Source organism: Lentzea albidocapillata, from assembly GCF_000719115.1.
In the GTDB taxonomy this organism is placed as follows: domain Bacteria; phylum Actinomycetota; class Actinomycetes; order Mycobacteriales; family Pseudonocardiaceae; genus Lentzea; species Lentzea albidocapillata.
The window spans coordinates 71664-96958 of record NZ_JOEA01000016.1 but is presented as its reverse complement, the minus strand read 5'-3'; the positions used below and the strand labels follow the sequence as shown (position 1 = coordinate 96958).

At 67.9% G+C, this 25295-nt stretch carries 22 protein-coding genes; 10 read left to right on the top strand and 12 right to left on the bottom strand.

From position 1 onward, the window contains the following. Positions 1-97: 97 nt before the first annotated feature. A complete protein-coding gene (locus IG04_RS0126380; protein ID WP_030479407.1) occupies positions 98-2386 on the top strand; it encodes an FdhF/YdeP family oxidoreductase in 2289 nt (762 codons plus the stop codon). Between the two features lies 1 nt (position 2387). Here the strand turns inward: IG04_RS0126380 and IG04_RS46700 are convergent, their stop codons facing one another. The 4 genes from IG04_RS46700 to IG04_RS0126360 all read right to left on the bottom strand — a co-directional run bounded on the left by IG04_RS46700 (position 2388) and on the right by IG04_RS0126360 (position 5247). Next, positions 2388-2546, bottom strand: a complete 159-nt coding sequence (locus tag IG04_RS46700) for a hypothetical protein (protein WP_157513006.1) — start codon at positions 2544-2546, stop codon at positions 2388-2390. A gap of 21 nt (positions 2547-2567) precedes the next feature. Further along, positions 2568-3125 carry a winged helix-turn-helix domain-containing protein gene (locus IG04_RS0126370; RefSeq protein WP_030479406.1) on the bottom strand — a complete coding sequence of 186 codons (558 nt, stop codon included), beginning with the start codon at positions 3123-3125 and terminating at the stop codon, positions 2568-2570. A gap of 68 nt (positions 3126-3193) precedes the next feature. Then, entirely contained in the window at positions 3194-3685 is a 492-nt protein-coding gene (locus IG04_RS44270; protein WP_051770725.1) for a hypothetical protein, read from the bottom strand. Between the two features lie 47 nt (positions 3686-3732). Continuing rightward, a complete protein-coding gene (locus IG04_RS0126360) occupies positions 3733-5247 on the bottom strand; it encodes a phytoene desaturase family protein (protein ID WP_030479404.1) in 1515 nt (504 codons plus the stop codon). 65 nt (positions 5248-5312) lie between these two features. On the opposite strand from IG04_RS0126360, the gene fdhD reads away from it, so the two are divergent. The 3 genes from fdhD to IG04_RS0126345 are packed head-to-tail and all read left to right on the top strand — an operon-like array spanning position 5313 to position 8175. Then, the gene (gene fdhD, locus IG04_RS0126355) at positions 5313-6140 is read left to right on the top strand and encodes a formate dehydrogenase accessory sulfurtransferase FdhD (RefSeq protein WP_030479403.1); all 828 of its coding nucleotides are present in this window, start codon (positions 5313-5315) and stop codon (positions 6138-6140) included. Then, on the top strand, positions 6127-7257 hold the full coding sequence (locus IG04_RS0126350; protein ID WP_030479402.1) for a CaiB/BaiF CoA transferase family protein: 1131 nt from the start codon (positions 6127-6129) through the stop codon (positions 7255-7257). The genes fdhD and IG04_RS0126350 overlap by 14 nt, the downstream gene beginning before the upstream one ends. Before the next feature lie 39 nt (positions 7258-7296). Then, entirely contained in the window at positions 7297-8175 is an 879-nt protein-coding gene (locus IG04_RS0126345) for an alpha/beta hydrolase (protein WP_030479401.1), read from the top strand. Here IG04_RS0126345 and IG04_RS0126340 read toward each other — a convergent pair. The 7 genes from IG04_RS0126340 to tig all read right to left on the bottom strand — a co-directional run bounded on the left by IG04_RS0126340 (position 8172) and on the right by tig (position 15765). Then, on the bottom strand, positions 8172-9470 hold the full coding sequence (locus IG04_RS0126340; protein ID WP_030479400.1) for a serine hydrolase domain-containing protein: 1299 nt from the start codon (positions 9468-9470) through the stop codon (positions 8172-8174). The two genes, IG04_RS0126345 and IG04_RS0126340, sit on opposite strands and share 4 nt — an antisense overlap. 19 nt (positions 9471-9489) lie before the next feature. Beyond that, positions 9490-10686, bottom strand: a complete 1197-nt coding sequence (locus IG04_RS0126335) for a serine hydrolase domain-containing protein (protein WP_051770721.1) — start codon at positions 10684-10686, stop codon at positions 9490-9492. 43 nt (positions 10687-10729) lie between these two features. Next, positions 10730-11308 (bottom strand): RBBP9/YdeN family alpha/beta hydrolase, encoded by a 579-nt coding sequence (locus IG04_RS0126330; protein WP_030479398.1) that lies wholly within the window; start codon positions 11306-11308, stop codon positions 10730-10732. A gap of 65 nt (positions 11309-11373) precedes the next feature. Beyond that, a complete protein-coding gene (clpX, locus tag IG04_RS0126325; RefSeq protein WP_030479397.1) occupies positions 11374-12654 on the bottom strand; it encodes an ATP-dependent Clp protease ATP-binding subunit ClpX in 1281 nt (426 codons plus the stop codon). A 328-nt stretch (positions 12655-12982) separates the two neighbouring features. After that, the gene (locus IG04_RS0126320; protein WP_030479396.1) at positions 12983-13612 is read right to left on the bottom strand and encodes an ATP-dependent Clp protease proteolytic subunit; all 630 of its coding nucleotides are present in this window, start codon (positions 13610-13612) and stop codon (positions 12983-12985) included. A gap of 20 nt (positions 13613-13632) precedes the next feature. Continuing rightward, positions 13633-14220 carry an ATP-dependent Clp protease proteolytic subunit gene (locus tag IG04_RS0126315; RefSeq protein WP_030479395.1) on the bottom strand — a complete coding sequence of 196 codons (588 nt, stop codon included), beginning with the start codon at positions 14218-14220 and terminating at the stop codon, positions 13633-13635. A 198-nt stretch (positions 14221-14418) separates the two neighbouring features. Beyond that, positions 14419-15765, bottom strand: a complete 1347-nt coding sequence (gene tig, locus IG04_RS0126310; protein WP_030479394.1) for a trigger factor — start codon at positions 15763-15765, stop codon at positions 14419-14421. A 497-nt stretch (positions 15766-16262) separates the two neighbouring features. On the opposite strand from tig, the gene IG04_RS0126305 reads away from it, so the two are divergent. Beyond that, a complete protein-coding gene (locus tag IG04_RS0126305) occupies positions 16263-17162 on the top strand; it encodes a LysR family transcriptional regulator (protein ID WP_030479393.1) in 900 nt (299 codons plus the stop codon). 27 nt (positions 17163-17189) lie between these two features. On the opposite strand, the gene IG04_RS0126300 is transcribed toward IG04_RS0126305, so the two are convergent. Then, a complete protein-coding gene (locus IG04_RS0126300; protein ID WP_030479392.1) occupies positions 17190-18179 on the bottom strand; it encodes a LacI family DNA-binding transcriptional regulator in 990 nt (329 codons plus the stop codon). A gap of 112 nt (positions 18180-18291) precedes the next feature. Between IG04_RS0126300 and IG04_RS0126295 the strand changes: the two genes are divergently transcribed. Genes IG04_RS0126295 through IG04_RS0126275 form a run of 5 tightly spaced genes read left to right on the top strand, consistent with a single transcriptional unit; the run spans position 18292 to position 25294 of the window. Further along, on the top strand, positions 18292-19545 hold the full coding sequence (locus IG04_RS0126295; RefSeq protein WP_144065725.1) for an ABC transporter substrate-binding protein: 1254 nt from the start codon (positions 18292-18294) through the stop codon (positions 19543-19545). A 9-nt stretch (positions 19546-19554) separates the two neighbouring features. Next, positions 19555-20424 carry a carbohydrate ABC transporter permease gene (locus IG04_RS0126290; RefSeq protein ID WP_036015921.1) on the top strand — a complete coding sequence of 290 codons (870 nt, stop codon included), beginning with the start codon at positions 19555-19557 and terminating at the stop codon, positions 20422-20424. After that, positions 20421-21227, top strand: coding sequence for a carbohydrate ABC transporter permease (locus IG04_RS0126285; RefSeq protein ID WP_051770720.1), 807 nt, complete (start codon positions 20421-20423; stop codon positions 21225-21227). The genes IG04_RS0126290 and IG04_RS0126285 overlap by 4 nt, the downstream gene beginning before the upstream one ends. 20 nt (positions 21228-21247) lie before the next feature. Beyond that, positions 21248-22366: a glycoside hydrolase 5 family protein gene (locus tag IG04_RS0126280; protein ID WP_051770718.1), complete on the top strand. Its 1119-nt coding sequence runs from the start codon at positions 21248-21250 to the stop codon at positions 22364-22366. Between the two features lie 21 nt (positions 22367-22387). Further along, entirely contained in the window at positions 22388-25294 is a 2907-nt protein-coding gene (locus IG04_RS0126275) for an alpha-mannosidase (protein WP_030479387.1), read from the top strand. Position 25295 lies beyond the last annotated feature (1 nt).

Here is a 25295-nt window from a genome sequence, read left to right as displayed (position 1 = left end):
ACGGACCGTTCAACCCCTTGGGGCCCGTGACGGGCGACGCCGCCGCGTTCTTCGGGGGCGCTGGCGGCGCCGACGTCGATCAGCGAACAATGGACGTATGAGCAGCAAGCCCCCGCAGCACGACGTCGACGAGTCCGCGCTCGAAGTCAGCACCCCCAAGACCTGGGCAGCGGGTATTCCCGGCGTGCTCGTGTCGCTCGACCGCGCGGTCGAGCAGATGGGTGTCGGGCGCACGGTCAAGACGTTGCGACTGCTCAACCAGCGTGAAGGTTTCGACTGTCCTGGTTGCGCGTGGCCCGAACCGCAGGGCCACCGCAAGATGGCGGAGTTCTGCGAGAACGGCGCGAAGGCCGTCGCGGAGGAAGCCACCAAACGACGAATCGGGCCCGAGTTCTTCGCCGAGCACTCCCTCGAGAGCCTGCGGACGAAGACGGACTACTGGCTCGGCCAGCAGGGCCGGCTCACCGAACCGATGGTGCTCAAGCCGGGTGCGACGCATTACACACCGATCAGCTGGGACGACGCGTTCACGCTCATCGCCGACGAGCTGACAGCGTTGTCGTCCCCGGACGAGGCGATCTTCTACACCTCCGGCCGCACCAGCAACGAGGCCGCGTTCCTCTACCAGCTGCTGGTCCGCTCGTTCGGCACCAACAACCTCCCGGACTGCTCGAACATGTGCCACGAGTCGTCCGGCTCGGCGCTCAACGAGACGATCGGCATCGGCAAGGGTTCGGTGTCCATCAAGGACTTCGACCTCGCCGACCTGATCGTGGTCATCGGCCAGAACCCCGGCACGAACCACCCGCGCATGCTCAGCGCGCTGGAGGACGCGAAGAAGAACGGCGCGAAGATCATCGCGATCAACCCGCTGCCGGAAGCGGGCCTGATGCGGTTCAAGAACCCGCAGAATGTCGCGGGGCTGGTCGGCAGGGGCACGGCGCTGTCCGACGAGTTCGTGCAGATCAGGGTCGGCGGCGATCAGGCGCTGTTCCAGGCCATCGGGCATCTGCTGCTGCAGTGGGACAAGCTCGACAAGACGTTCATCGAGGCGAAGACGCACGGCTTCGAGGAGTACGCGGAGAGCGTGCGCGAACTCGACTGGGACGGCGTGCTCACCGCGACCGGCCTGACCCGCGAGCAGATCACCCGCGTGGCCGGCATGTTCGTCGACTCGAAGGCCACGATCGCGTGCTGGGCCATGGGCCTCACGCAGCACAAGCACAGCGTGCCGACGATCCGCGAGATCACGAACGTCATGTTCCTGCGCGGCATGATCGGCAAGCCGGGTGCGGGCCTGTGCCCGGTGCGCGGCCACTCGAACGTGCAGGGCGACCGCACGATGGGCATCTACGAGAAGATGCCGGAGAAGTTCCTGCAGGCACTGGAGAGCGAGTTCAGCATCTCCGTGCCGCGCAAGCACGGTTTCGACACCGTCGACGCCATCAACGCGATGCGCCACGGCCGCGGCAAGGTGTTCATCGCGATGGGCGGCAACTTCGTCAGCGCCACCCCGGACACCCTGGTGACCGAGAAGGCGCTGGAGCAGTGCTCGCTGACGGTGCACGTCTCCACGAAGCTCAACCGCTCGCACGTCGTCCACGGCCGCACCGCGCTGATCCTGCCCGCGCTGGGCCGCACCGAGAGCGATGTCCAGCACTCGGGCGAGCAGTTCGTCACGGTCGAGGACTCGATGTCGGTCGTGCACCGCTCACGTGGCCGGCTGACGCCCGCGTCGGAGCACCTGCTGTCCGAGATCTCGATCGTCTGCCGTCTCGCGCGCAAGACCCTCGGCGCCTCGCACCCCGTCGCGTGGGAGGAGTTCGAGAAGGACTACGACGTCGTCCGCGAACACATCTCCCGCGTCGTGCCGGGCTGCACCGACTACAACACGCGCGTGCGTCAGCCCGACGGTTTCGTGCTGCCGCACCCGCCGCGTGACTCGCAGGAGTTCGCGACGGCGACCGGCAAGGCGAACTTCGTACCGAACGAACTGACGGTCATCGAGATCCCCGAGGGCCGGCTGCTGATGCAGACGCTGCGCAGCCACGACCAGTACAACACCACGATCTACGGCCTGGACGACCGCTACCGCGGCGTGAAGGACGGCCGTCGTGTGGTGTTCGTGAACCCGGACGACGTCAAGGCGTTGGGGTTCGAGGACGGGCAGATGGTGAACATCGTGTCGGAGTGGAAGGACGACCCGACGGGCGTCGTCGAACGCCGCGCCGAGTCGTTCCGGATCGTCTCCTACTCGACCGCGCGCGGGTGCGTGGCGACGTACTTCCCCGAGGCGAACCCGTTGGTGCCACTGGATTCCAAGGCGGACATCTCGGGTACGCCGACCTCGAAGTCGGTGATCGTGCGGCTGGAACCCGTCGCCTGAACTACGCGTGCCGGACCCGGACGAAGAGTCTTAACCGGCGTCGTTCGGGTTTGGCCGCAACGGTGTCGGACTCCTTGACGAGCCGGCGCGCGGCCGCGTCGGCCTCGAACTCCTGCTGCCGGTACTTCGCGATAGCAAACGCATCATGGTGCGAGAACATGGCGAATCTCCCTCGATCGGTTTAGTCGGGTGCGACCGTGTGACTCAGGAACAACCTGACCGGCCGCGAACCTTCCGGCCGCAGCGCGGGGTCCAGCCGGCGCTCGTCGTACTTGTCCAGCAGGGCCCGCAACTCCGCCAGGTACTCGACGGCCTCCTGGGCGGTGATGAACTTGACCGTGCCCTCGGTGCCGACCGCCTCGCGCCACTCCTGCGGCAGGTGCTCACGCTGCCGCAGACGGGTCCGCGTGCGCTCGAACTCCTGGTCCAGGTAGGCCATCGCCGCCGCCTCGGCCGCCATCGCCGTCTCACCCTCGAGACCTTCCGAAGAGATCGACTGGCGCTTGGGAACGATCTTCCACGGCTTCTGCCTGCCGGGCCCCTCGACCTCGGTCACGAAGCCGTACTTGGCCAGCATGTTCAGGTGATAGGAGCAGCTCGCCACGCTTTCACCGAGCACCTCGGAACACTGGGTCGCGGTGCGTGGCCCCTCCTCGGTGAGCAACTGGAGCAGCTTCCACCGAAACGGGTGCGAGAGCGCCCGGAGAGTCTTGGGATCGGTGATCGGAGCCTCGGTCATGACACCAAGGTACGCGTATCAAGGAACCTTTAGCAAGGTTCCTTGATATACAGGTCCTTAGGTAGCGGTCACCAGTCCGGCGAGTTGCGCGCGACGGCCGTGACCAGCGGCAGCGACTCGATCACCGGCACCCGCAACAACTCCGCAGGCACGTTCGGGTCGCGCACGGGTTCGATGAGCTCACGCAGCAGCGCGCCGACGACGTCGTCCGCGGACTGGTCGACCTCGTGGATCAGGTCGCGCAGCTGGTCCGCGGCCTCGTTGAGCACGCGCGGCCGTTGCGGTTCCTCCAGCATCAACGCCGCCAGCCGCAGCACGCGGCGGCAGGTGCGCAGCCGAAGGCTCCTGCTCGCGGACTCCCGCGTGCCCGCCAGCCCCAGACGGCCGCGCGTGCGTTCGATCCACGGCTCGACCGTCTCGCGCCGCCAGATCGGGCCGGACGCGAGTTCCGCGTCCGGCTCGGGAATGCCGTGCGAGCGCCGTTTGCGCCAGACAGCGACCAACTGCCGACTGAGCCCCATGGCGTCGGCGATCTCCGCGATCCCGTAGAAGTCCCCCACGTCGGCAACTGTAACCAGAGATGACGCGGAGTGTCATCAAAAATGTCTTAGCCAGCTTCGAGGACCGCCCGCGCGGCGTTGTGGCCGCCGATGCCGCTGACTCCGCCGCCGCGCCGGGAGCCCGCACCGCAGACGAAAACGTTGTCCACGTCGGTCTCCACGCCCCACTTGCCGACCTGCTCGCCGGTCTCGGCGAACGGCCAGTCGAGCTCGCCGTGGAAGATGTTGCCGCCCGGCAAGCCGAGCTCCTCCTCCAGGTCAAGCGGGGTGCGCGCCTCGATGCACGGGTTGCCCTGCGCGTCGACGGCCAGGCAGTCCTGGATCGGCTCCGCTAGGTGGGCGTTGAGCTGGTCGAGGTAGCGCCGCACCAGTTCGTCGCGCAACTCGGTGTTGCGGCCCTCGAACAACGACGCCGGCAGGTGCAGGCCGAACAGCGTCAACGTCTCGTGACCCCGCAGCGACGGCCCCAGGATCGACGGGTCGGTCAGCGAGTGGCAGTACATCTCGCCCGGCAGCACCGACGGCACCTGACCGGCGGCACTCTCCAGGTACGCGGTCTCCAGCTGGTCGTAGGACTCGTCGAGGTGGAACGTGCCGGCGAACGCCAGCCGCGCGTCGACACCGGACTTGAGCTCGGGCAGCCTGCGCAGCAGCATGTTGATCTTCAACTGGCACCCGGGAGCGTCGTGGACCTCCCTGCCCTGCAACCGTCCCAGCACCGACGGGGCCACGTTCGAGAGCACGAACCGGGCCTCGGCCGTCTCGTCCCCGTACGTCACCGAGGCGGTCCTGCCGTCCGACTCGACGGACGTGACCTCGGCGCCGGTGACGATCCGCGCACCGGCCTCGCGCGCGACCCGTTCCAGCTCGGCGGTGACCCCGCCCATGCCGCCGACCGGGACCTTCCACTCCCCGGTCCCGTTGCCGATCACGTGATAGAGGAAGCACTTGTTGGCGCGCAACGAATGCAGCGACGAGTGCGTGCCGATCAACGCGTCCGTGGCGACGACGCCGCGCACCAGGTTGTCGTCGAACAGCTCCTGCAGCGTCGCGCCGATCGGCCGTTCGAAGACCTGCTCCCACAACCGGCCGCGCACCACCGCGTCGACACGCACGCGCAGATGTTCCCGCGACACCAACGGTTCCAGCAGGGTCGGCGCCAATACCTGCGCCATCAGCTCCAGATCGGCGTACCAGCGCTGCCACCGCTCCCAGTCGTCGAGCGACCCGCACACGGCCTCGAACGACTTCACGGTCGCCTCGCCCGGCGAACGCTCGACCAGCAGCCCGCCCTTGCCGTTCGGCGTGTAGGACGAGGCCGAACGAGACTTCAACGCGAGCTTCAGCCCCAGATCCGACACGATCCGGTCGGGCAGCAGCGAGACGAGGTACGAGAAGCGCGAGAGCCGGGCGTCGACGCCCTCCCACGGTGAGGCGCTCACCGCCGCCCCGCCGACGTGCGGCAGCTTCTCCAGCACCCTGACCGACTTCCCCGCCTTGGCGAGGTACGCGGCCGCCACCAGCCCGTTGTGGCCGCCCCCCACGATCACGACGTCGTCCATGCCCCGGAATCCCTCCCACGTAGCCTGGTCGGTGGGGAACATAGCGGTCCGAAGGAGATGTGCACATGGGCCGAGTGACGGTGCGCCGAGCGGTCGAACAGGTGTCGCCGAGCGGTCGGCGCCGCAAGATCGACGCGCTCGCCGCCGAGGAGCCGCTCGAGCTGCGGGTCAACGGGAAGGCGTTGGCGGTCACGATGCGCACGCCCGGCCACGACGTCGAGCTCGCACACGGCTTCCTGCTCAGCGAGGGCGTGATCGGGTCGTCCGAGGACATCTCGATCGCGCGGTTCTGCGAGGGCACCGGGCCGGACGGGCTGAACACCTACAACGTGCTGGACATCGCGCTGGCCGAGGGCGTGCCGCCGCCGGACATCGGGGTGGAGCGGAACTTCTACACCACGTCGTCGTGCGGGGTGTGCGGCAAGGGCGCGCTGGACGCGGTGAAGCTCAAGACCCGCTACTCCCCCGCCCTGGACGAGGTGCGGATCACGCCCGAGGCGCTGACGGGTTTCCCGGACGCGCTGCGGGAACGGCAGAAGGTCTTCGAGAGCACCGGTGGGCTGCACGCGGCCGGGCTGTTCGTCGACGGTGAGCTGCTGGTCGTGCGCGAGGACGTGGGCAGGCACAACGCCGTCGACAAGGTGCTGGGCTGGGCGGTGCTGCAGAACCTGGTGCCGTTGCGCGGCGCGGTGCTGATGGTGTCCGGGCGGGCCTCGTTCGAGCTGGTGCAGAAGGCCGCGATGTCCGGGATCCCGGTGCTGGCGGCGGTGTCGGCGCCGTCGTCGCTCGCGGTCGAGCTGGCCGAGGAGCAGGGCATGACGCTCGTCGGCTTCCTGCGCGGTGACTCGATGAACATCTACACCGGTGGGGAGCGCGTGGTTGAGACCGCTTGACGGCGTCGTGGTGGTAAGCCTGGAGCAGGCCGTCGCCGTGCCGTACGCGACGCGGCTGCTGGCCGATCTGGGCGCGCGGGTCATCAAGGTCGAACGGCCCAGCACCGGCGATTTCGCGCGCCACTACGACTCGTCGTGCGGCGAGGTGTCGTCGTACTTCGCGTGGACGAACGCCGGCAAGGAGTCGGTGTCGCTGGACATCAACCACCCCGACGGCCGTGAGGTGCTGGACCGGCTCGTGGCACGGGCGGACGTGCTGCTGTGCAACCTGTCGCCGCGGGTGTGGCAGCGGCTGGCGCTGGAGCTGCCGCCGGCGTTGATCGTCGGTGAGCTGTCCGGCTACGGCTGGGACGGCCCGTACGCGGACCGCAAGGCGTTCGACGCGCTGGTGCAGTCCGAGGCCGGGCTGGTGTCGCTGACCGGCGAGGGCGACGTGATGGCCCGCGCCGGCATCTCGGTCGCGGACATCGCGGCGGGCGTCCAGCTCCAAGCCGCCGTGCTGGCGGCGTTGCTGCAACGCGGCCGGACGGGCGAAGGCGTGCGGCTGCGGTTGTCACTCTTCGAAGCGATGGCCGAGTGGATGCACCAGCCGATGCTCTACGCCGCCGGCACGGGCGGCGCGGCCCCGCGCTCGGGCGCGCACCACCCGAGCATCGCGCCGTACGGGCCGGTGGCCTGCGCGGACGGCGCCGTGCACCTGGCCGTGCAGAACGACGGGCAGTGGCAACGGCTGTGCGGCCTGATCGGGCTCGCTTCGCAGGAGAGGTTCGCCACAGTGGCGTCCCGGGTGGAGCACCGCGCGGAGCTGCAGAAGCTTCTCGAAGAGGCGTTCTCGAGCCTCACGGCAGCTGAGTTGCTGACCACTTTGGACGCCGTCGACGTGCCTGCCGCACTGACCCGCCCGATCACCGACCTGCCCACCCATCCGCAGCTCGACACATGGGTTGACGTGCGGGTTCCCGGCGGAACGGCGCGGATGCTGCCGCCGCCGGTGGCCGGTTTCGAGTGGTCACCGGGTGCGGTGCCCGCCCTCGGCGAGCACAATGACGCCGTGCTGACGTGGCTGGGCTATTCGGGTGAGGAACTGTCTTCCTTACGCGCGCGTTCCGTCCTCTGAGAAGGAAACGAGGAACGGTGCCCGCGCGATGAGGTGAGCATGGGGGAACCGAGGTACAGCCGCCGCACCCTCCTTGCGGCGGTCGGCGTGGTCGTCGCGACAGCCACCGGCGTCGTGACGTACGTGTCGTCGTCCGAGACCGTCGAACGGCAGATCGCGACGGCGGACAAGGTACGGGCCACGTCCACCGCGAAGCCGGCCATCCGGTTCGAACGCGTGTACTCGGCCGCCCGCCACCGCGAGGTCACCCTCGCCTTCTACCTCCCGCCCGGCGCGAACGCCCGCGGCCTGCCGATGTCGATCCTCCTGCACGGCCTGCACGGCGACGCCAGGCACGCGCCCGTGGGCAACCTGACCGAGGTCCTGGCCGCCGCCGTCGCGAAGGGCTCGGTGCCGGCGTTCGGCTTCGTCGCGGTCGACGGCGGGAACAACTACTGGCACGAGAACGTCCCCGGCGACGACCCGATGGCGATGCTGCTCGACGAGGTCCCTCGCTGGCTCAAGGAACGTGGCTACGGCGAACCGTTCGCGGTGACGGGCGTGTCGATGGGCGGCTTCGGTTCGCTGCTCTACGCGAGGCGCAGGGCCGAACGCGGCGACCCGATCGCGGCCGCCGCGGTCATCTCCCCCGGCCTGATCACGGCGTGGCCCGAGATGGCCAAGCGGCGTGCGTTCAAGAACGAGGGCGAGTGGGCGTCGCTCGACCCGCTGCGCCACCTGAAGTCCACCGGACCGACCGCGCTGGGCGTGTGGATCGGCGACCGCGACAGGTTCATCGAGGGCACCCGGCGGTTCATCCGCGAGGTACGGCCCGAGGCGAGCGCGGTCAAGGGTGGCGGGCACGACGACGGGCTGTACCGGAAGGTGACGCCCGACGTCGTGCAGTTCCTCGCCAAGTACGCGAAGCGCGCCGTCTAGACCCTCACGGCCGCACGGCCCCAGTGCAGCCACTTCACCCGGTCCTGCTCGTCACGTCCACACAGGACGACCACCGCGTGGTACCCGCCCTCCTCCTCGACGGCGATCAGCGCGTCGTCACGCAGCCCAGTGAACTCGTGTTCGTCCTCGTCGACGAAGGACTTCCAGTCGGGGTCGAGGGCCACGTACCGCAGCGTCACCCGGCCCCCGTCGCCTTCGGTGATGTGCGCCTCCAGCCCGGTGGACCGGTAGACGCCGACGACCCTCTCGACGTCGACCGGCACCGGCATCATCGGAGGCGTGGGCAGACCGGGCAGGGTGATGTCCGCCAGGTCGCCCAACACCTTCTCGTAGACCGCGCGCACCAGCGGCAGGGCCTCGCCGCCGTTGGTGAGGACCGCGATCGCGAGTCCGGCTTCCGGGACCACCCGCAGGTAGGCCCGGAAGCCCAGGGTCGATCCGGTGTGGCCCATACCGGAAACGCCGTCTGCGTAGTCGTGCAGCGCCCAGCCGAGCCCCTGCTTGCCGCCGTGCCCGAAGTCGGGCGGCACGACCTGCGGGGCGCGCATCGCGTCGAACTCGCTGGTGCCGAGGTGCATCCGCACGAACTCCAGCAGGTCGCGCGCGCTCATCGCGAGCACTGTTCCAGCCGGAGTGTCGCCCTCGGCCATCAGCTTGTCGGCGGGCTTGGGTTCCTTGCCCGGATGTCCTGTGGCGCACGTCTGGGCGGCGTACTCGGCGTGGCTCGCGGCCGCGGTGCGCAGGCCGAGCCGCTCGATGAGGCGTTCCCTCAGGACGACGCGGAAGGGCTTGCCGCGCAACACTTCCACGATCCGGCCGAGCAGCGTGAAGCCGCTGTTGCAGTACGTGTAGAGCTCACCGGGCGGAACCTGCTGCCGTGCGTCCGCCATCCGCTCGACGTACTTCGCCAGCATGTCATCACCGTTGCCGGTGTCGTGGAAGAGATCACCCTCGAAGCCCGCGGTATGGGTGAGGAGGTGCCGTGGCGTGATGATCCGCGCGGCCTGCTCGTCGGCGAGCTTGAACTCCGGCAGCACGTCGCGCACCGGGCGGTCGAGGTCCAGCAGGCCCTCGTTCACCAGTTCCTGGACGAGCGTCGCCGTCCAGACCTTGGTGATCGACCCGATCTGGAAGATGGAGTCCGTCGTCACCTTCTCGCCGCTGACGTTGTTCAGCACACCTGCTGCCATGTCGACGATTTCGCCGTTGTGCAGTACGGCGACCTGGGCGCCCACGACGCCGTGTTCCTCGATCAGTTCGTCCAGCTTGATCATGTTTCTCCCCCAGGAGTTCTCAGGTTCGGGCGGCAGCCCGTCCGAAGTGCAACAGATCGCCCTTCAGCACCAGCACGGTGTGCGGTCTCTCCAAGGCGATCAAGGCGTCGTCGCGCAGAGCCACGAACTCGCGCACGTCGTCGTCCAGGTCGACCTGCACGCGGCCGTGATCTGCTTGCGTGACAACCACTTCGTGGTCGGCGCAGCGGTAGGTGCCGAGGAAGCGCTCGCTCACCGGTCCGGGCGTTCCGGGCGGCGTCGGTGGCTCCGGCCTGCGCACGCCCGCGAGTTCGCTGAAGACGTTGTCGATGATGTCGTCGAACACTTCGCGGGCCCCGCCGCCGCTGGTCAGCAGGGCGACCGCGATCCCGCGTTCCGGTGCGATCCGCAGGAACGAGGCCAGGCCCCTGTTCGCGCCGTGGTGGCCGATCACCGGGCCGCCGGAGTAGCCCGGCAGTTCCCAGCCCAGGCCCCACGAAGCGTGATTCCCGAAGTCCGGCAACAGAACCTGCGGCTCGCGCATCACCGCGAACGCCGGCGTCGCCAGGTGCATGCGCGCGAACGCGAGCAGGTCCCGCGCGCTCATCGCGAGTGCCGACCCCGCAGGCAAGTCGGACTCCGGGCCCGGATCAGTCACCGGCCGTCCGTCCTCGTGCCCGACGGCGTGCGATGCGGTGCGTTCCGCGTAGGTCGTCGCTACGGTGAGACCCAGCGGTGCCGCCAACCGTTCCTTGAGGACGGTGTTGAAAGGTTTGCCGCGCAACACTTCCACGATCCGGCCGAGCACGGTGAAGCCGCTGTTGCAGTACGACCACGTCTCACCCGGCGGCGCGATCTGTGGGGCATCGGCCAGCCGTGCGACGAACTTCTCGACCGCGTCGTCACCCGAGCCGGTGTCGTGGAAGTGGTCACCGTCGATGCCCGACGTGTGGGTCAGCAGGTGGCGCGGGGTGATCAGCGGCCGGAAGCCCGGCAGAACGTCGCGCACCGGACCCTCGGGGTCGAGCCTGCCCTCGTTCACCAGTTCCTGGACGAGCGTCGCCGTCCAGACCTTGGTGATCGACGCGATCTGGAAGAGCGACTCCGTCGTCACCGGTGCGCGCGTGCCGGCGTTCAGCACACCGGCGGCCACGTCGGTGATCTCACCGTCGACCAGCACGGCGAACTGGGCGCCGACGACACCGTGTTCGTCGATCAGCCCCTGCAGTTCGATCACGTTCCCCCCAGGAAGTGATGTCCAGGCCCTTCCCTGCGAGGACCTAGCGCGGTGAGAGCGGCACCGTCTTCGACCGCACCCACTTGAGCACCGCCGGCCACTCCCCGTAGCCCGCGTCGATGTTGACGTGCCCGGCGCCCGGCAGGACGTCGATCTCGATCCGCAACGCCTCGGCGAGCTCCTTCGCGGCCTGCATCGAGCAGTGCGGGTCGCCCTCGCCCGCGATCAGGCGGGTCTCGGTGGCGGCGCGGCGCAGGTTCGCCGGGTCGAGCGGGGCCGGGAAGAACGACTTGATGGCCGGTTCCGGGTGGTCCAGCGCCGGCGGGGCGACGAGCAGCACGCGGTCGACGTGGGCGATGGACTCGCGGGCCGCGTGGTGCAGCCAGAGGTAGCAGCCGAGCGAGTGCGCCACGACGACCCGTTCACGGTCGGTGGGCAGCGCTTCGAGGTGCGTGTCGAGTTCGCGCAGCCACGTGTCGCGGTCGGGCGCCTCCGGGCTGCTGAAGTGCGGCATGTCGGCGAGGCCGCCGTGCTCGGACACCGTCTGGGCCAGCCAGCGCTGCCAGTGGCCAGGGCCGGAACCGGTGTAGCCGTGGAGCAAAAGCACGTGAGGCAGCGACATGGTTCCACCTTAGAACGAAGAACGGCCCCGGCAACGAGTTGCCGGGGCCGGTCCAAGAAGATCACTTACGCGGACTTCTCCCGGCGTTCCCGGCGCGAGGGCTGCCGAGCCACGATGGTCGGGTTCACGTTCTCCTTCACCGTCTGCTCGGTGATGACGACCTTGGCGACGTCCGTGCGGCTCGGGATGTCGTACATCACCGGGAGCAGGACCTCTTCCATGATCGCCCGGAGGCCACGAGCACCGGTGCCGCGCAGGATCGCCTGGTCGGCGATCGCTTCGAGCGCGGTCTTGGTGAACTCGAGCTCCACGCCGTCCATCTCGAAGAGCTTCTGGTACTGCTTCACCAGTGCGTTCTTCGGCTCGGTGAGGATCATCACCAGCGACGGCTTGTCGAGGTTCGTGACGGAGGCGACCATCGGCAGACGCCCGATGAACTCGGGGATCAGGCCGAACTTGATCAGGTCCTCCGGCATGGAGTCGGCGAAGAAGTCCGACGACTCCACCTCGGCCTTGGAGCGGACCTCGGCACCGAAGCCCAGACCCCGCTTGCCGACGCGGTCCTGGATGATCTTCTCCAGACCCGCGAACGCACCGGCCACGATGAACAGCACGTTCGTCGTGTCGATCTGGATGAACTCCTGGTGCGGGTGCTTGCGGCCGCCCTGCGGGGGCACCGAGGCGGTGGTGCCTTCCAGGATCTTCAGCAGTGCCTGCTGCACGCCCTCACCGGACACGTCGCGCGTGATCGACGGGTTTTCACTCTTTCGAGCGATCTTGTCGACCTCGTCGATGTAGATGATGCCCGTCTCGGCGCGCTTCACGTCGTAGTCGGCGGCCTGGATGAGCTTCAGGAGGATGTTCTCGACGTCCTCACCGACGTACCCGGCCTCCGTCAGCGCTGTCGCGTCCGCGATGGCGAACGGCACGTTCAACATCTTCGCGAGCGTCTGCGCGAGGTAGGTCTTGCCACAGCCCGTCGGGCCGAGCATCAGGATGTTCGATTTCGCCAGCTCGACGCCGTCGTCACGACCCTCGCGCCCGCGGTCGCCCGCCTGGATGCGCTTGTAGTGGTTGTAGACGGCGACGGAGAGGGTGCGCTTGGCGTCACTCTGTCCGATGACGTACTGGTCGAGGAACTCGTGGATCTCGGCGGGCTTCGGCAGCTCGTCGAGCTTCACGTCGCCGGCTTCGGCCAGCTCCTCCTCGATGATCTCGTTGCAGAGATCGATGCACTCATCGCAGATGTAGACGCCGGGGCCGGCGATGAGTTTCTTCACCTGCTTCTGGCTCTTTCCGCAGAAAGAGCACTTCAGCAAGTCGCCGCCGTCACCGATACGCGCCATGACCGCTGACCTATGTCCCCTCCGGCGCACACCTGCTGTAGTGCGCCTGCTGACTTGCTGTGGCAGTCCCACTGGCTGTGGGTGCTGAGCCCGTTCTCCTGACGGTACCTGGCCGACCCCGTTTCAGGGGAGGACCCGCGTCCCCCGACGCGCCGATCAGGCCGGACATCCGGTCACATCGGCGTGTCGGGTGGGTGCACGATGCCCGAGGGCTGGGGATTTTCCCAGCCACCGGGACAAGGCCCGGGGCCTGGAGTGTCCCCAGACGAACACCGGGCGGCGGGCGAGGCTAGCGCTCTCGCGAGTGCACCTCACCCACCGTCGCCCGTCAGGACTTGGCGGAAAGCTTGCGGTAGGGCAGCACCGTGTCGACGATGCCGTATTCCCTGGCCTCTTCGGCCGTCAGGATGCGGTCGCGCTCGATGCTCTCGCGAACCTCCTCCGCCGTCCGGTTCGTGTGCCGCGCGAGGGTGGATTCCATCAGGCGGCGCACGCGCTGGATCTCGTTCGACTGGATCTCCAGGTCGGAAACCTGACCGTACGCGCCCTCCATCGAAGGCTGGTGGATCAGGATTCGCGCGTTGGGCAGTGCGTGGCGCTTACCGGGCGACCCAGCCGCCAGCAGCACGGCCGCCGCGGAGGCCGCCTGGCCGAGGCAGTACGTCTGGATGTCCGGGCGGACGAACTGCATGGTGTCGTAGATGGCCATCAACGAGGTGAACGAACCACCCGGCGAGTTGATGTACATCAGGATGTCGCGGTCCGGGTCCTCGGACTCGAGCACCAGCAGCTGCGCCATGACGTCGTTGGCCGAAGCGTCGTCAACCTGCACGCCGAGGAAGATGATGCGCTCCTCGAAGAGCTTGTTGTACGGGTTCGACTCCTTCATGCCGTAACTGGTGCGCTCGACGAACGACGGCAGCACGTACCGCGACTGAGGCAGGTGGAACTGGCTCACTTGAAGTCTCCTAGCTGACGTCAGTTGTTCGAGTCGCCGACGGGCTGGGCCCTGGTGACGACCCTGTCGACGAAGCCGTACTCCAGCGCTTCCTGCGCCGTGAACCAGCGGTCGCGGTCGGAGTCGCGGGTGACGGTCTCGAGCGTCTGGCCGGTGTGCTCGGCGATGAGCTCCGCCATCTCGCGCTTGGTGCGCGTCAGCATGTCCGCCTGGATCGCGATGTCCGCGGCCGTACCGCCGACACCGGCCGACGGCTGGTGCATGAGGATCCGGGCGTGCGGGAGCGCGTGGCGCTTGCCGGGCGCACCCGCCGAGAGCAGGAACTGCCCCATCGAGGCCGCGAGGCCCATCGCGTACGTGGCCACGTCCGGCTGGATCAGCTGCATCGTGTCGAAGATGGCCATGCCCGCCGTGACGGAACCACCCGGCGAGTTGATGTAAAGCGTGATGTCCTTCTCGGGGTCCTCAGCGGCCAGCAGCAGCAGCTGCGCGGTGATCTGGTTGGCGATGCCCTCTTCGACCTGTGATCCCAGGACGATGATCCGCTCGCGGAGCAGCCGCTCGTACACCGAGTCGTTGAGGTTCATCCCGGCGGTGGCCGACCGCATCTCGGGGGTCGGGAAGGAGTGCTGCGTCACGTCTGCCTGCCTAACTCCAGGTGGAACGAATCTGGAAGCGAAAACTCTCTGCGATCGACCTTAACGAAGGCGGGCGGCGTCAGATGCCCGACACCGCCCGCGTTCGCTATCAGCTGTATTTCCGGAGCTCGCCCACTCGCGGGGGAAGGGCGAGCAACTCGGTCTTCGCTACTCCTGGCCGTCCTCATCGGACTTGGTCTCGCCGAAGAGCTCGTCGAGGTCAAGCTTCTGCCCGGTCGAGTCGCTGACCTCGGCCTGGCGCACGACGCTCGCGAGCGCCTTGCCCCGGCGGACGTCGGCGAAGATCGCGCCGAGCTGACCGGACTGCTGCGCGCGCTTGACGTACTCGTCCGGGCTGATGCCGAAGCGCTGGGCCTGGTAGATGATCCGCTCGGTCAGCTCGCCGTCGGACACCGTGACCTGCTCGGCGTCGGCGATCGAGTCGAGCACCAGCTGCGTCTTGACGGCCTGCTCGGCGGCCTTGCGCAGCTCGGCGTCGAACTCCTCCTCCGACTGACCCTGCTCGGTCAGCCACGCGCCGAACTTCGCTTCGTCGTGGTCGAAGGCGTGCACGGCGTCGTGCTTGCGGGCGTCGATCTCGCCCTGGACGATGCCCTCGGGCAGCGGGACCTCGGTGGTCTCCAGCAGCGCCTCGAGGACCTTGTCGCGCGCCTGCACGCCCTGCTGCATCTTCTTGACGCGGGCCAGGCGGGTCTGCAGGTCGCCCTTGAGCTCGTCGAGCGTGTCGAACTCGCTGGCGAGCTGCGCGAACTCGTCGTCCAGCTCGGGGAGCTGGCGCTCCTTGACGCTGCTGAGCACGACGGTGACCTCGGCCTCGCGGCCCTCGTGCTCACCGGCGACGAGCGTGGTGTTGAAGGTCTTGGTCTCGCCCTCGGCCGCGCCGACGAGCGCGTCGTCGATGCCCTCGACGAGCTGGCCGGAGCCGACCTCGTAGGACAGGCCGCTGGTGCGGGCCTCCTCGACCTCTTCGCCGTCGACGGTCGCGGACAGGTCGACGATGACGAAGTCGCCGGTCTCGACCGGGCGGGCGACACCGGTCAGCGTGCCGAAGCGAGCGCGGAGCTCGTCGAGCTGGGTGGTCACGTCCTCGTCGCTGACCTCCTGCTCGTCGACCGTCACGGCGAGCTCGCCGAAGGCGGGCACGGTGATCTCGGGACGGACGTCGACCTCGGCGGTGAACTCGAGGGTCTGACCGTCCTCGATCTTGGTGACCTCGAAGTCGGGACGGCCGAGCGTGCGCACCTCACCCGCGTTGACGGCCTCCAGGTACTTGGCCGGGATCGCCTCCTGGATGACCTCGTCCAGCACCGGGGCGCGGCCGATGCGGTTCTCCAGGACCTTGGCGGGGGCCTTGCCAGGACGGAAGCCGGGGATGCGGACCTGCTTCGCGAGCTTCCGGTACGCCTGGTCGAAGTTCGACTTGAGCTCGTCGAACGGCACCTCGACGTTGATCCGGACCCTCGTCGGGCTCAGGTGCTCGACGGTGCTCTTCAACGTGGACTCCTCGATACGAACAAGAACGTGCAAGACAGCCGGTATCGCCGCTTCGGGACGCCCGGATTCCCAGCGAGTCTAGGCGAGACCCGCACTGTGACCGCCGCCACCCCGCTTTGGGCCGGCGACGGACTCCTCCCCCCTGACCTCCCTGCGGCCATTTGGCCCTATGGGGTCTTCGACCGTGATCCTGGGGGATCCGCATGCCGGAAACTTCCTTCAGCCTGCTCGCCACCGCTCTACTCGGCGTTGTTTTGTTCGCCTGGCGAAAGGCTTAACTGAAAAGAGTCACCCAGCTACGGCCCGTCAAAGCGCTCGGCACAATTTCACTCTTTCGGCCGTAGCCGCCTTTCGCGACCGATCAAGATGACTCCATAAGCACCAATCTGGCCTCCGCACCGGACAGGTAGCGTTACTGCTCCCGCACCATCCGTAACAGGACCACGGGAACGAACGAGAAAAAGTCGTCGCACCGTTTCAGCCCGAGGATCCGCCTGATGGAGACACGCCAGCTTCTCGCGTTCACGACCGTGGTTCAGACAGGAAGCTTCACCAAGGCCGCTGCCACGCTCAACTGCTCGCAGCCGACCATCACCACCCGCATCAAGGCACTGGAGGAGGGCCTCGGCGTCGTCCTTTTCCGGCGCCTCCCCAGAGGTATCCAGATGACGTCCGCGGGCGTGGAACTCCTCCCGTTCGCGCGAAACATCATCAACCTCACCGAAAAGGCCCGAAAAGCCATCACGATGAACGGCGAGCCGCACGGCAAACTCGTCATCGGTTCCGCACAGAGTTTGACCGACTACCGTCTGCTACCGCTCATCGAATACATGTGCTGGCGCTACCCGTCGGTTCAACTTTCGCTGCACTCGCGCAACGCCCTGTACAACCTGAACTCGGTGCGCGACGGCCAACTCGACTGCGCCTTCTTCATCGGCGCCATCGAACCGCGCGAGGGCCTGGAGACCACGGTCCTCTGCCCTGAGCCGTTGGTCCTGGTCGCGGGCCCGAACCACATGCTCACCCAGCGCCAGTCGCTGACCGAGGACGACATCACCAGCAGCACCCTGATCCGGGCGGAGAACGGCGCCTCGTACCACGAGCTGTTCGAACACTCCCTCGGCTACGACGACACCCGCGCCCCGGTTCTGGAACTGGACTCGGTGGACGCCGCCAAACGAGCGGTCGCCTCGGGCCTGGGCATCGCCCTGATGCCGGAGGTCACCGTCTCCGCGGAACTGGCCGACGGCAGGTTGGTCCGCTTGCCCTGGTCCTCGACGTTCCGCGTCTACACGCAGTTCGGCTGGCGCCAGGACAACTCGACGAACCCCGCGGTGACGGCCTTGGTGTCGGCAGCGGCTCAAGTGGTGAGCGACCAGGTCGCCTCGCTGACCTGACACGTGGGTGGGGTGCCGCCACCCCACCTACACCGCGGGCGCCGGCCCGGAACTCCCCCGCACCACCAGTTCGGGCAACACGTCCTCGACGTCGGTCGGCGAAGCCCCGTCGATCACGGCCACCAGTGCCCGGGCCGCCCTGGCCCCGAACGCGAACGTGTCCCGCGACAGCGCGGTCAACCGCCCGTGCTGGCACAGCACCGAGTCGTCCCAGGCCACGATCGACAACTCGGACGGCACGGCAATCCCGAGATCTGCGGCCACCTCGGCACCAGCCACAGCCATCACGTCGTTGTCGTAGACGATCGCCGTGGGCGGCTCGGCCATCCCCAGCAACTCCCGCGTGGCGCGAGCCCCGGACTCGGCCGTGTAGTCCCCGGCCACCACCACACCGTCCACAACGGACGACGCGAACGCCGAATCCCGCCGGACCGTGTGCAACAACGAGGCCAGCCCGGCCACTCGGGCGATCCGCCGATGCCCCAACGCTTTCAGGTGCTCCACAACGGAGGTCATGGCCGCGTAGTCATCTGCCCAGACCGAGGCGAGCGCCCCGTGGTGCCCGGCCCCACCGACGACGACGGCCGGCAACCCGAGCGAGGGCATCAGCTCGACCCTGGGGTCCGCCACCAGCAGATCAACCAGGAACACCCCGTCGACCCGATGCTCGGCCCACCACCGCTGGTACAACGCGATCTCCTCCTCACGGGAGGAGACCACCTGCAGCAACAGGGCGCAGGACATCTCGGACTGCATCCCGGCGATCAGCTGGAAGAAGAACGCCTCGTCCCCCAGTGCACGAGGCGGCCGCACCAGCACCAGCCCCACCGCGTCGGCGGACGCGGACGACAGCGCCCGAGCGGTGACCGACGGCCGGTACCCCAGCGACGAGGCGACCCCCAGCACCCGCGACCGCGTCGACTCGGACACGCCGGAGCGTCCGTTCAACGCCAACGACACTGCTCCTTTGGACACCCCTGCCGCCGCCGCGATGTCCTTGATCGTTGGCCTCTTCACCCAATGCCCTTCAAGCGCCGCACCCTGTCCGGAACAAGACAACAAGACGTTCGGAGGCTAGCCGGAGATAAACCGGTTTAGCTAGGGTCCGCGACCAAGGAGGTGGGTGTCAATGAAGAGGCGCACGTTCCTCGCGGGCCTGGCGGCGGTGCCCGTCGCAGGATGCGGACTGTCCGGCACGTCCAGCACGTCCACAGGCACAACCGGCCAGGTCACGGGTGAGATCACGTTCCAGACCTGGTCCCTCAAGCCCAAGTACACCGACTACGTCAACGGTGTCGTCGACGCTTTCCAGAAGCAGCACCAGGGCACCACGGTGAAGTGGGTCGACCAGCCCGCGGACGGGTACCTGGCCAAGGTCATGGCGGACGCGAGCGCGGGGAGCCTCCCCGACGTGATCAACGTGCCGCCGGACCTGAGCTTCCCGCTCGCCAAGGCAGGCCAGCTCGTCAACCTCGACGAGTCGATGAAGGACGCCAAGCCCGAGTACCTCGGCAACGCCTGGCAGGCGTTCGAGATCCCCGGCAAGGGCGGCTGCTACGGCTTTCCCTGGTACCTCAACACCGGCCCGATCTTCTACAACAAGGCCCTGTTCAGCCAGGCGGGCCTCGACCCGGACAAGCCGCCCACGAACTTCAAGGAGCTTGAAGAGCAGGCTCTGAAGCTCGCCGAGAAGAAGATCGCGATCCTCGGCCAGACGCCGAGCATCGCCGACTTCGGGCTGTACGGCGTGAAGCTGTTCGAGAACGACAAGTTCACGTTCAACGAGCCCAAGGGCGTCGAGTTCGCCGAGAGCTACAAGCGCATGTACGACGCGGGCGCGCTCATCCCCGAGGCGCTCACGCAGAACTACACCGGTGCCGGCGCGAAGTTCATGGCGCAGCAGACGGCGCTCAACCCCGGCAGCGCGTACGACCTCGGCAAGTTCAAGACCGACGCGCCGAGCCTCTACGCGAACGTCGGCATCAGCACGCCCATCACGAACACGGGCAGCGCCAACATGTTCCTGCACGGCATGAGCGTGCCGAAGAGCAGCAAGAACCAGGCGACGGCGCTGGCGTTCGGCAGGTTCGTCACCAACGCCGAGAACCAGGTGAAGTTCGCCAAGCTCGCCTCGATCTTCCCGAGCACCAGCAAGGGCGGCGACGACCCGTACTTCACCACGGAGGACGGCACCGACGAGGCGCGGGTGCGAGTCGCGGCGGCCAAGCAGCTCAAGACCGCCGTGAACTACACGCCCGTGCAGTTCAGCGACCAGATGCGCGAAGCACTTCTGCAGCAACTGGCCGACGCCATGCTCGGCAAGAAGTCGCCGAAGCAGGCCCTGGACGACGCCGTCGCCGAGTGCAACCGGCTCCTCAAGTAGGCCCCGCCCATGACTCATCGCCCGTACACGCCGTGGCTGTTCCTGGCTCCAGGACTGGCTGTCTGCCTCATGTTCACGATCTTCCCGTTCCTGAACATGATCGTGCTCGCGTTCACCGACGCGAGCGCGCTGGGCGGCGGCCAGTTCACCGGTGTGGACAACTTCGTGCGGATGGCCCAGGATCCGAAGTTCTGGGCCGCCGCGCGCAACAGCCTGCTGTACATGGTGTGCGTCGTGCCGCCACTGGTGCTGTTGCCGCTGCTGATCGCGATGCTCGCGCAGAAGGTCGTGCCGGGCATCGGGATCTTCCGGACGGCGTTCTTCACGCCGGTGATCGCGTCCACGGTCGTGGTCGGGCTCATCTGGACGTGGCTGCTCGACAGCCGCGGCCTGGTGAACAACGTGGTGGAGGCGTTGGGCGGCAGCAGGATCGGGTTCCTCACCGACTCGACGCTGCTGCTGATCAGCTCGATGGTGGTGACGGTATGGCGCGGCCTGGGTTACTACATGGTGATCTACCTGGCCGCGCTCGCGAACGTGCCGAAGGACCTGCACGAGGCCGCGATGGTCGACGGCGCGGGACCGGTCAGGCGGTTCTGGTCGGTCACCGTGCCGAGCATCAGGCCGACGATGGTGTTCGTCGCGGCACTGAGCGCGGTCAACGGGTTCCGCGTGTTCTCCGAGATCTACCTGCTGTCGGGCGGGTCCGGCGGGCCGGGCGGGGCGAGCACCACGCTGGTCATGCTCATCCAGCTCACCGGCCGCGGCCTGACCGGTGAGGTCGGGTACGCGTCGGCGCTGAGCATCGTGCTGTTCGTGATCCTGCTGGGGCTGTTGCTGATCACGCTCAGGCTCAACCGCAGGGAGGACCGGCTGTGAAGCTCGCTCTCCGGTACGTGGCACTGCTGGCGATCCTCGCGATCAGCATCGGGCCGTTCCTCTGGCAGTTCGCCACGAGCATCAAGGGCCCCAACGAGGACGTGTTCGTCCCCGACTTCATCCCGGACGACCCGACGTTCGGCAACTACGCCGCGGTCGCCGACGTGGTGCCGGTCTGGACGTTCGCGCTCAACTCACTCGGTGTCGCGAGCGTCAACGTCGTCACGAACTGCCTCGGCGCGGCCATGGCCGGCTACGCCCTGGCACGGCTCAAGTTCCGGGGCCGCAGGTTCGCCGCGGTGGTCTTCGCCAGCAGCATCCTGGTGCCGTTCGAGGCGATCATGATCTCGTTGTTCCTGGTGATGCGCGGGTTCGGGCTCACCAACACCCTCACCGGCGTCGTGCTGCCCGGCGCGATCGCCGCGCTCAACGTCCTGTTGCTGCGCAACGCCTTCCTCGCACTACCCGCCGAAGTCGAGGAGGCCGCGATCATCGACGGCGCCAACGCGTGGCAGCGCTTCACCCGCCTCGCGCTGCCGTCGGTGAAGGGCACGCTGGTCGTGGTGGCGCTGTTCTCGTTCATGTTCAGCTGGGACGACTTCCTGTGGCCGCTCATCGTGCTGAGTGACCAGGAGAAGTACACGCTCACCATCGGCCTGGCGTACCTCCAGGGCACGTTCGTGCAGAACCAGCGGCTGGTGGCGGCGGGCACGATCATCGCCGTCGTGCCGCTGATCCTGTTGTTCCTGTTGCTGCAGAAGCACTTCTTCCGCGGAGTGGGAGAAGGCGCGATCAAGGGATGATCCCCAGAAGGAGTTCGGCCTTGCGTTTCGGCGTGAACTACACCCCTTCCCACGGCTGGTTCCACCACTGGCTCGACTTCTCGCTCGACGACGTCAAAGCCGATTTCGAATCCATCGCGGGCCTTGGCCTCGACCACGTGCGGGTCTTCCCCCTGTGGCCGGTGTTCCAGCCCAACAGAGGCCTGGTCCGTCCGCAGGCGCTCGAGCAACTCGCCCAGATGCTCGACGCGGCCCACGAGACAGGCCTGGACGTGCAGGTCGACGTGCTGCAGGGCCACCTGTCGAGCTTCGACTTCTACCCGTCGTGGGTGCAGACCTGGCACCGCCGCAACATCTTCACCGACCCCGAGGTAATCGACGGGCAGAGGTTCTACGTCCGCGCGCTCGCCGAGGCGGTGAAGGACAAGCCCGGCTTCCTCGGCTTCACCCTGGGCAACGAGGTCAACCTGCTCACCGAGTCGAACCCCTGCGCGCCCGCGCAGGCAGGCGAGTGGATCGACGCGCTGCTCGACGAGTGCGAGAAGGCCGCACCGGGCCTCCCGCACGTCCACTCCGAGTACGACGCCGTTTGGTACGAGAGCGAGCACGCGTTCCTGCCGGAGCACGCCGCCAACAAGGGCGCGATGACCACCGTGCACTCGTGGGTCTTCAACGGCACCGCGCAGCGCTACGGATCGATGTCACCGGAGAGCGTCCATCACGCCGAATACCTCGTCGAACTGGCGAAGGCGCACGCCGTGGACCCGCAACGGCCCGTGTGGCTGCAGGAGGTCGGCGCCGCCCAGCCCGAGATCACCGCCGAGCAGGCGCCGCGGTTCGCTGAGCAAACGCTTGCGAACGTGCTGACCTGCTCGAACCTGTGGGGCGTCACGTGGTGGTGCTCGCACGACGTCGACCGTGCGTTGGTGGACTTCCCCGAACGCGAGTACGAGTTGGGGTTGTTGACGACGGAACGCAAGGTCAAACCGCTCGGCGAGGCGATCGCCCGGATCGTGCGCGAGGCAGCGTACGAGCCGGTCGAGCGCACGCCGATCAAGTTGCACGGCGACCGGCCCTCGTGGGGTCCGGGCGGTGCTTTCTTCGAAGAGTGGATGAGCCTCGCGCGGGACGGCGTGCGGGCTTCGATCGCGCGGGGATGAACCAGAAGGAGATCGAATACTGTGCACGACGAACGCGCGCTGCTGGAAGAACGACTCAACCGCACGCTGAAGGAACGCATCCGCCCGGCCGTCTACGGCGAGACCGCACCGCTGGAACTCGCCGTCTGGACCGTGCCGGACGAACCCGTCCCGGTCGCCGAGGCACTGCGGGCCACCTACGAACCGGCCGGCGTCGGTGACGACTGGGGCGCGCCGTGGAGCACAAGCTGGTTCCGGCTGACCGGCAGCGTCCCGGAGTCATGGCAGGGCAAGCAGGTCGAGGTCGTGCTGGACCTCGGCTTCACCCACCCCGGCCCCGGCTTCCAGTCCGAAGGCCTCGCGTACACGGCGGAAGGCCTGCCCATCAAGGGCATCGAGCCGCGCAACACCTACCTGCCCGTCGACGGTCGCGAGGTCCTCTTCTACCTGGAGGCGGCGGGCAACCCGACGATCCTCGACTTCCACCCGTTCCTGCCGACCCCGCTGGGCGACAAGGCCACGGCGGGCACCGAGCCGTTGTACAAGATCCTCAAGGCCGAGCTCGCGGTGTTCCAGCCGCAGGTGTGGCACCTGATGCTCGACATCGAGGTGCTCCAGTCGCTCATGAAGGAACTGGCGGAGCACGACCCGCGCCGGCACAAGGTCCTGCACGCGCTGGACCGGGCGATGGACGCGCTGGACCTCAACGAGGTCGCCGCGACCGCCGAGCTGGCCCGCGGGGAACTGGCCGGCGTGCTGGCGTTGCCCGCCAACGCTTCCGCGCACAAGGTCTCCGCGATCGGGCACGCACACATCGACTCTGCCTGGCTGTGGCCGTTGCGGGAGACCGTCCGCAAGTGCGCGCGCACGTTCTCGAACGTCACCAAGCTGATGGACGAGTACCCGGACTTCTACTTCGCGTGCTCGCAGGCCCAGCAGTACGCGTGGATGAAGGAGCACCACCCGCACGTCTGGGACCGCGTCCGCGCGAAAGTCCGAAGTGGACAGTTCGTGCCGGTCGGCGGTATGTGGGTCGAGTCGGACACGAACATGCCCGGCGGCGAGGCGATGGCCCGCCAGCTCGTGCACGGCAAGCGCTTCTTCCTCGACAACTTCGGCGTCGAGACCGAGGAGGTCTGGCTACCGGACTCGTTCGGCTACAGCGCCGCACTCCCCCAGCTGATCAAGCTGTCGGGCTCGCGCTGGTTCCTCACCCAGAAGCTCTCGTGGAACCAGATCAACAAGTTCCCGCACCACACGTTCTGGTGGGAGGGCATCGACGGCACGCGGATCTTCACGCACTTCCCGCCCGTCGACACCTACAACTCGTCGCTGTCCGGAGAGGAGCTCGCCCGTGCCTCGCGCCAGTTCGCCGAGCACGCCAAGGCTTCGCGGTCGCTTGTCCCGTTCGGCTACGGCGACGGCGGTGGCGGTCCCACGCGCGAGATGATGGAGACCGCGCACCGCGTCGCGAACCTCGAAGGCTCACCGACCGTTCAGGTAGAACCGCCGCGCGAGTTCTTCCAGGCCGCGCAGGACGAGTACCCGGACGCGCCGGTGTGGGCGGGTGAGCTGTACCTGGAGAAGCACCGCGCCACCTACACCACCCAGGCCAAGACCAAGCAGGGCAACCGCCGCAGCGAACACCTGCTGCGCGAGGCCGAGCACTGGTCTGTCGCGGCGGCCCTGGCCGGCCACGAGTACCCGTACGACGACCTCGACCGGTTGTGGAAGACCGTGCTGCTGCACCAGTTCCACGACATCCTGCCGGGCAGCTCGATCGCCTGGGTGCATCGCGAGGCCGAGGCCACCTACGCCCGCGTCGCGTCCGAGCTCAAGGCCCTGACGGCGTCCGCTATCGACGCACTGAAGGGCGAGGGCGACGACGAGCTCACGTTCGACGTGTTCGGCGGCGACGCCCCTCGCGCGTTCGTCGCGCCCGTGGACGGCGTGCTGGACAACGGAAGGCTCCGCGTCACGATCGACGCCGACGGCATCGTGCTCTCGGTCCTCGACCTGGAAGAGGACCGCGAAGTCCTGCCGCCGCACGGGTTCGCGGGCATGCCGCAGCTGCACCGGGACAACCCGAACCAGTGGGACGCCTGGGACATCGACCCGTTCTACCGCAACTGGAAGGCCGACCTGGTCCCGTCCGAGCGCGTCGACGCCTCCGACGGTGTGGTCGTCCGGGCGAAGTTCGGCAACTCGGTCCTGACCCAGACCATCCGGCTGCGCGAGGGCGCCAAGCAGCTCGACTTCGACACCGAGGTCGACTGGCAGGAACGGGAGAAACTGCTCAAGATCGCGTTCCCGCTCGACCTGCGCGCCGAGGTCTCCACGGCGGAGACCCAGTTCGGCCACCTGCACCGCCCGGTGCACACGAACACCTCGTGGGAGGCGGCGAAGTTCGAGATCTGCGCCCACCGCTACCTGTACGTCGGCGAACCAGGCTACGCCGTCGCGGTGGTCAACGACTCGACCTACGGCCACGAGGTCACCCGCACCACCCGTGACGACGGCGGAACCACCACGACCGTGCGCCTGTCCCTGCTGCGCGCGCCGAGGTTCCCCGACCCCGAGACCGACCAGGGCGAGCACCGCTTCCGCTACGCCCTCGTGGTCGGTGACCTGCCGGCCGCGATCGACGCCGGGTACCGCATCAACCTGCCGCCACAGGCCGTCCGCGGGTCGAACGCGCCAGAACCGTTGGTGCGCACGGACAACCCCGCGGTCAGGGTCGAGGCCGTGAAGCTGGCCGACGACCGGTCGGGCGACGTCGTCGTCCGGCTCTACGAGGCGCACGGCGGTCGTGCGCGCGCCTCGATCAGCACTTCCTTTGAGCACCAGGGCATCCAGGAGACCGACCTGCTCGAACGGCCCCTGGCCGACGCCACGGCAGAGGTGGTGCTGCGCCCCTTCCAAGTGATCACCCTGCGATTCACGAGGTAGC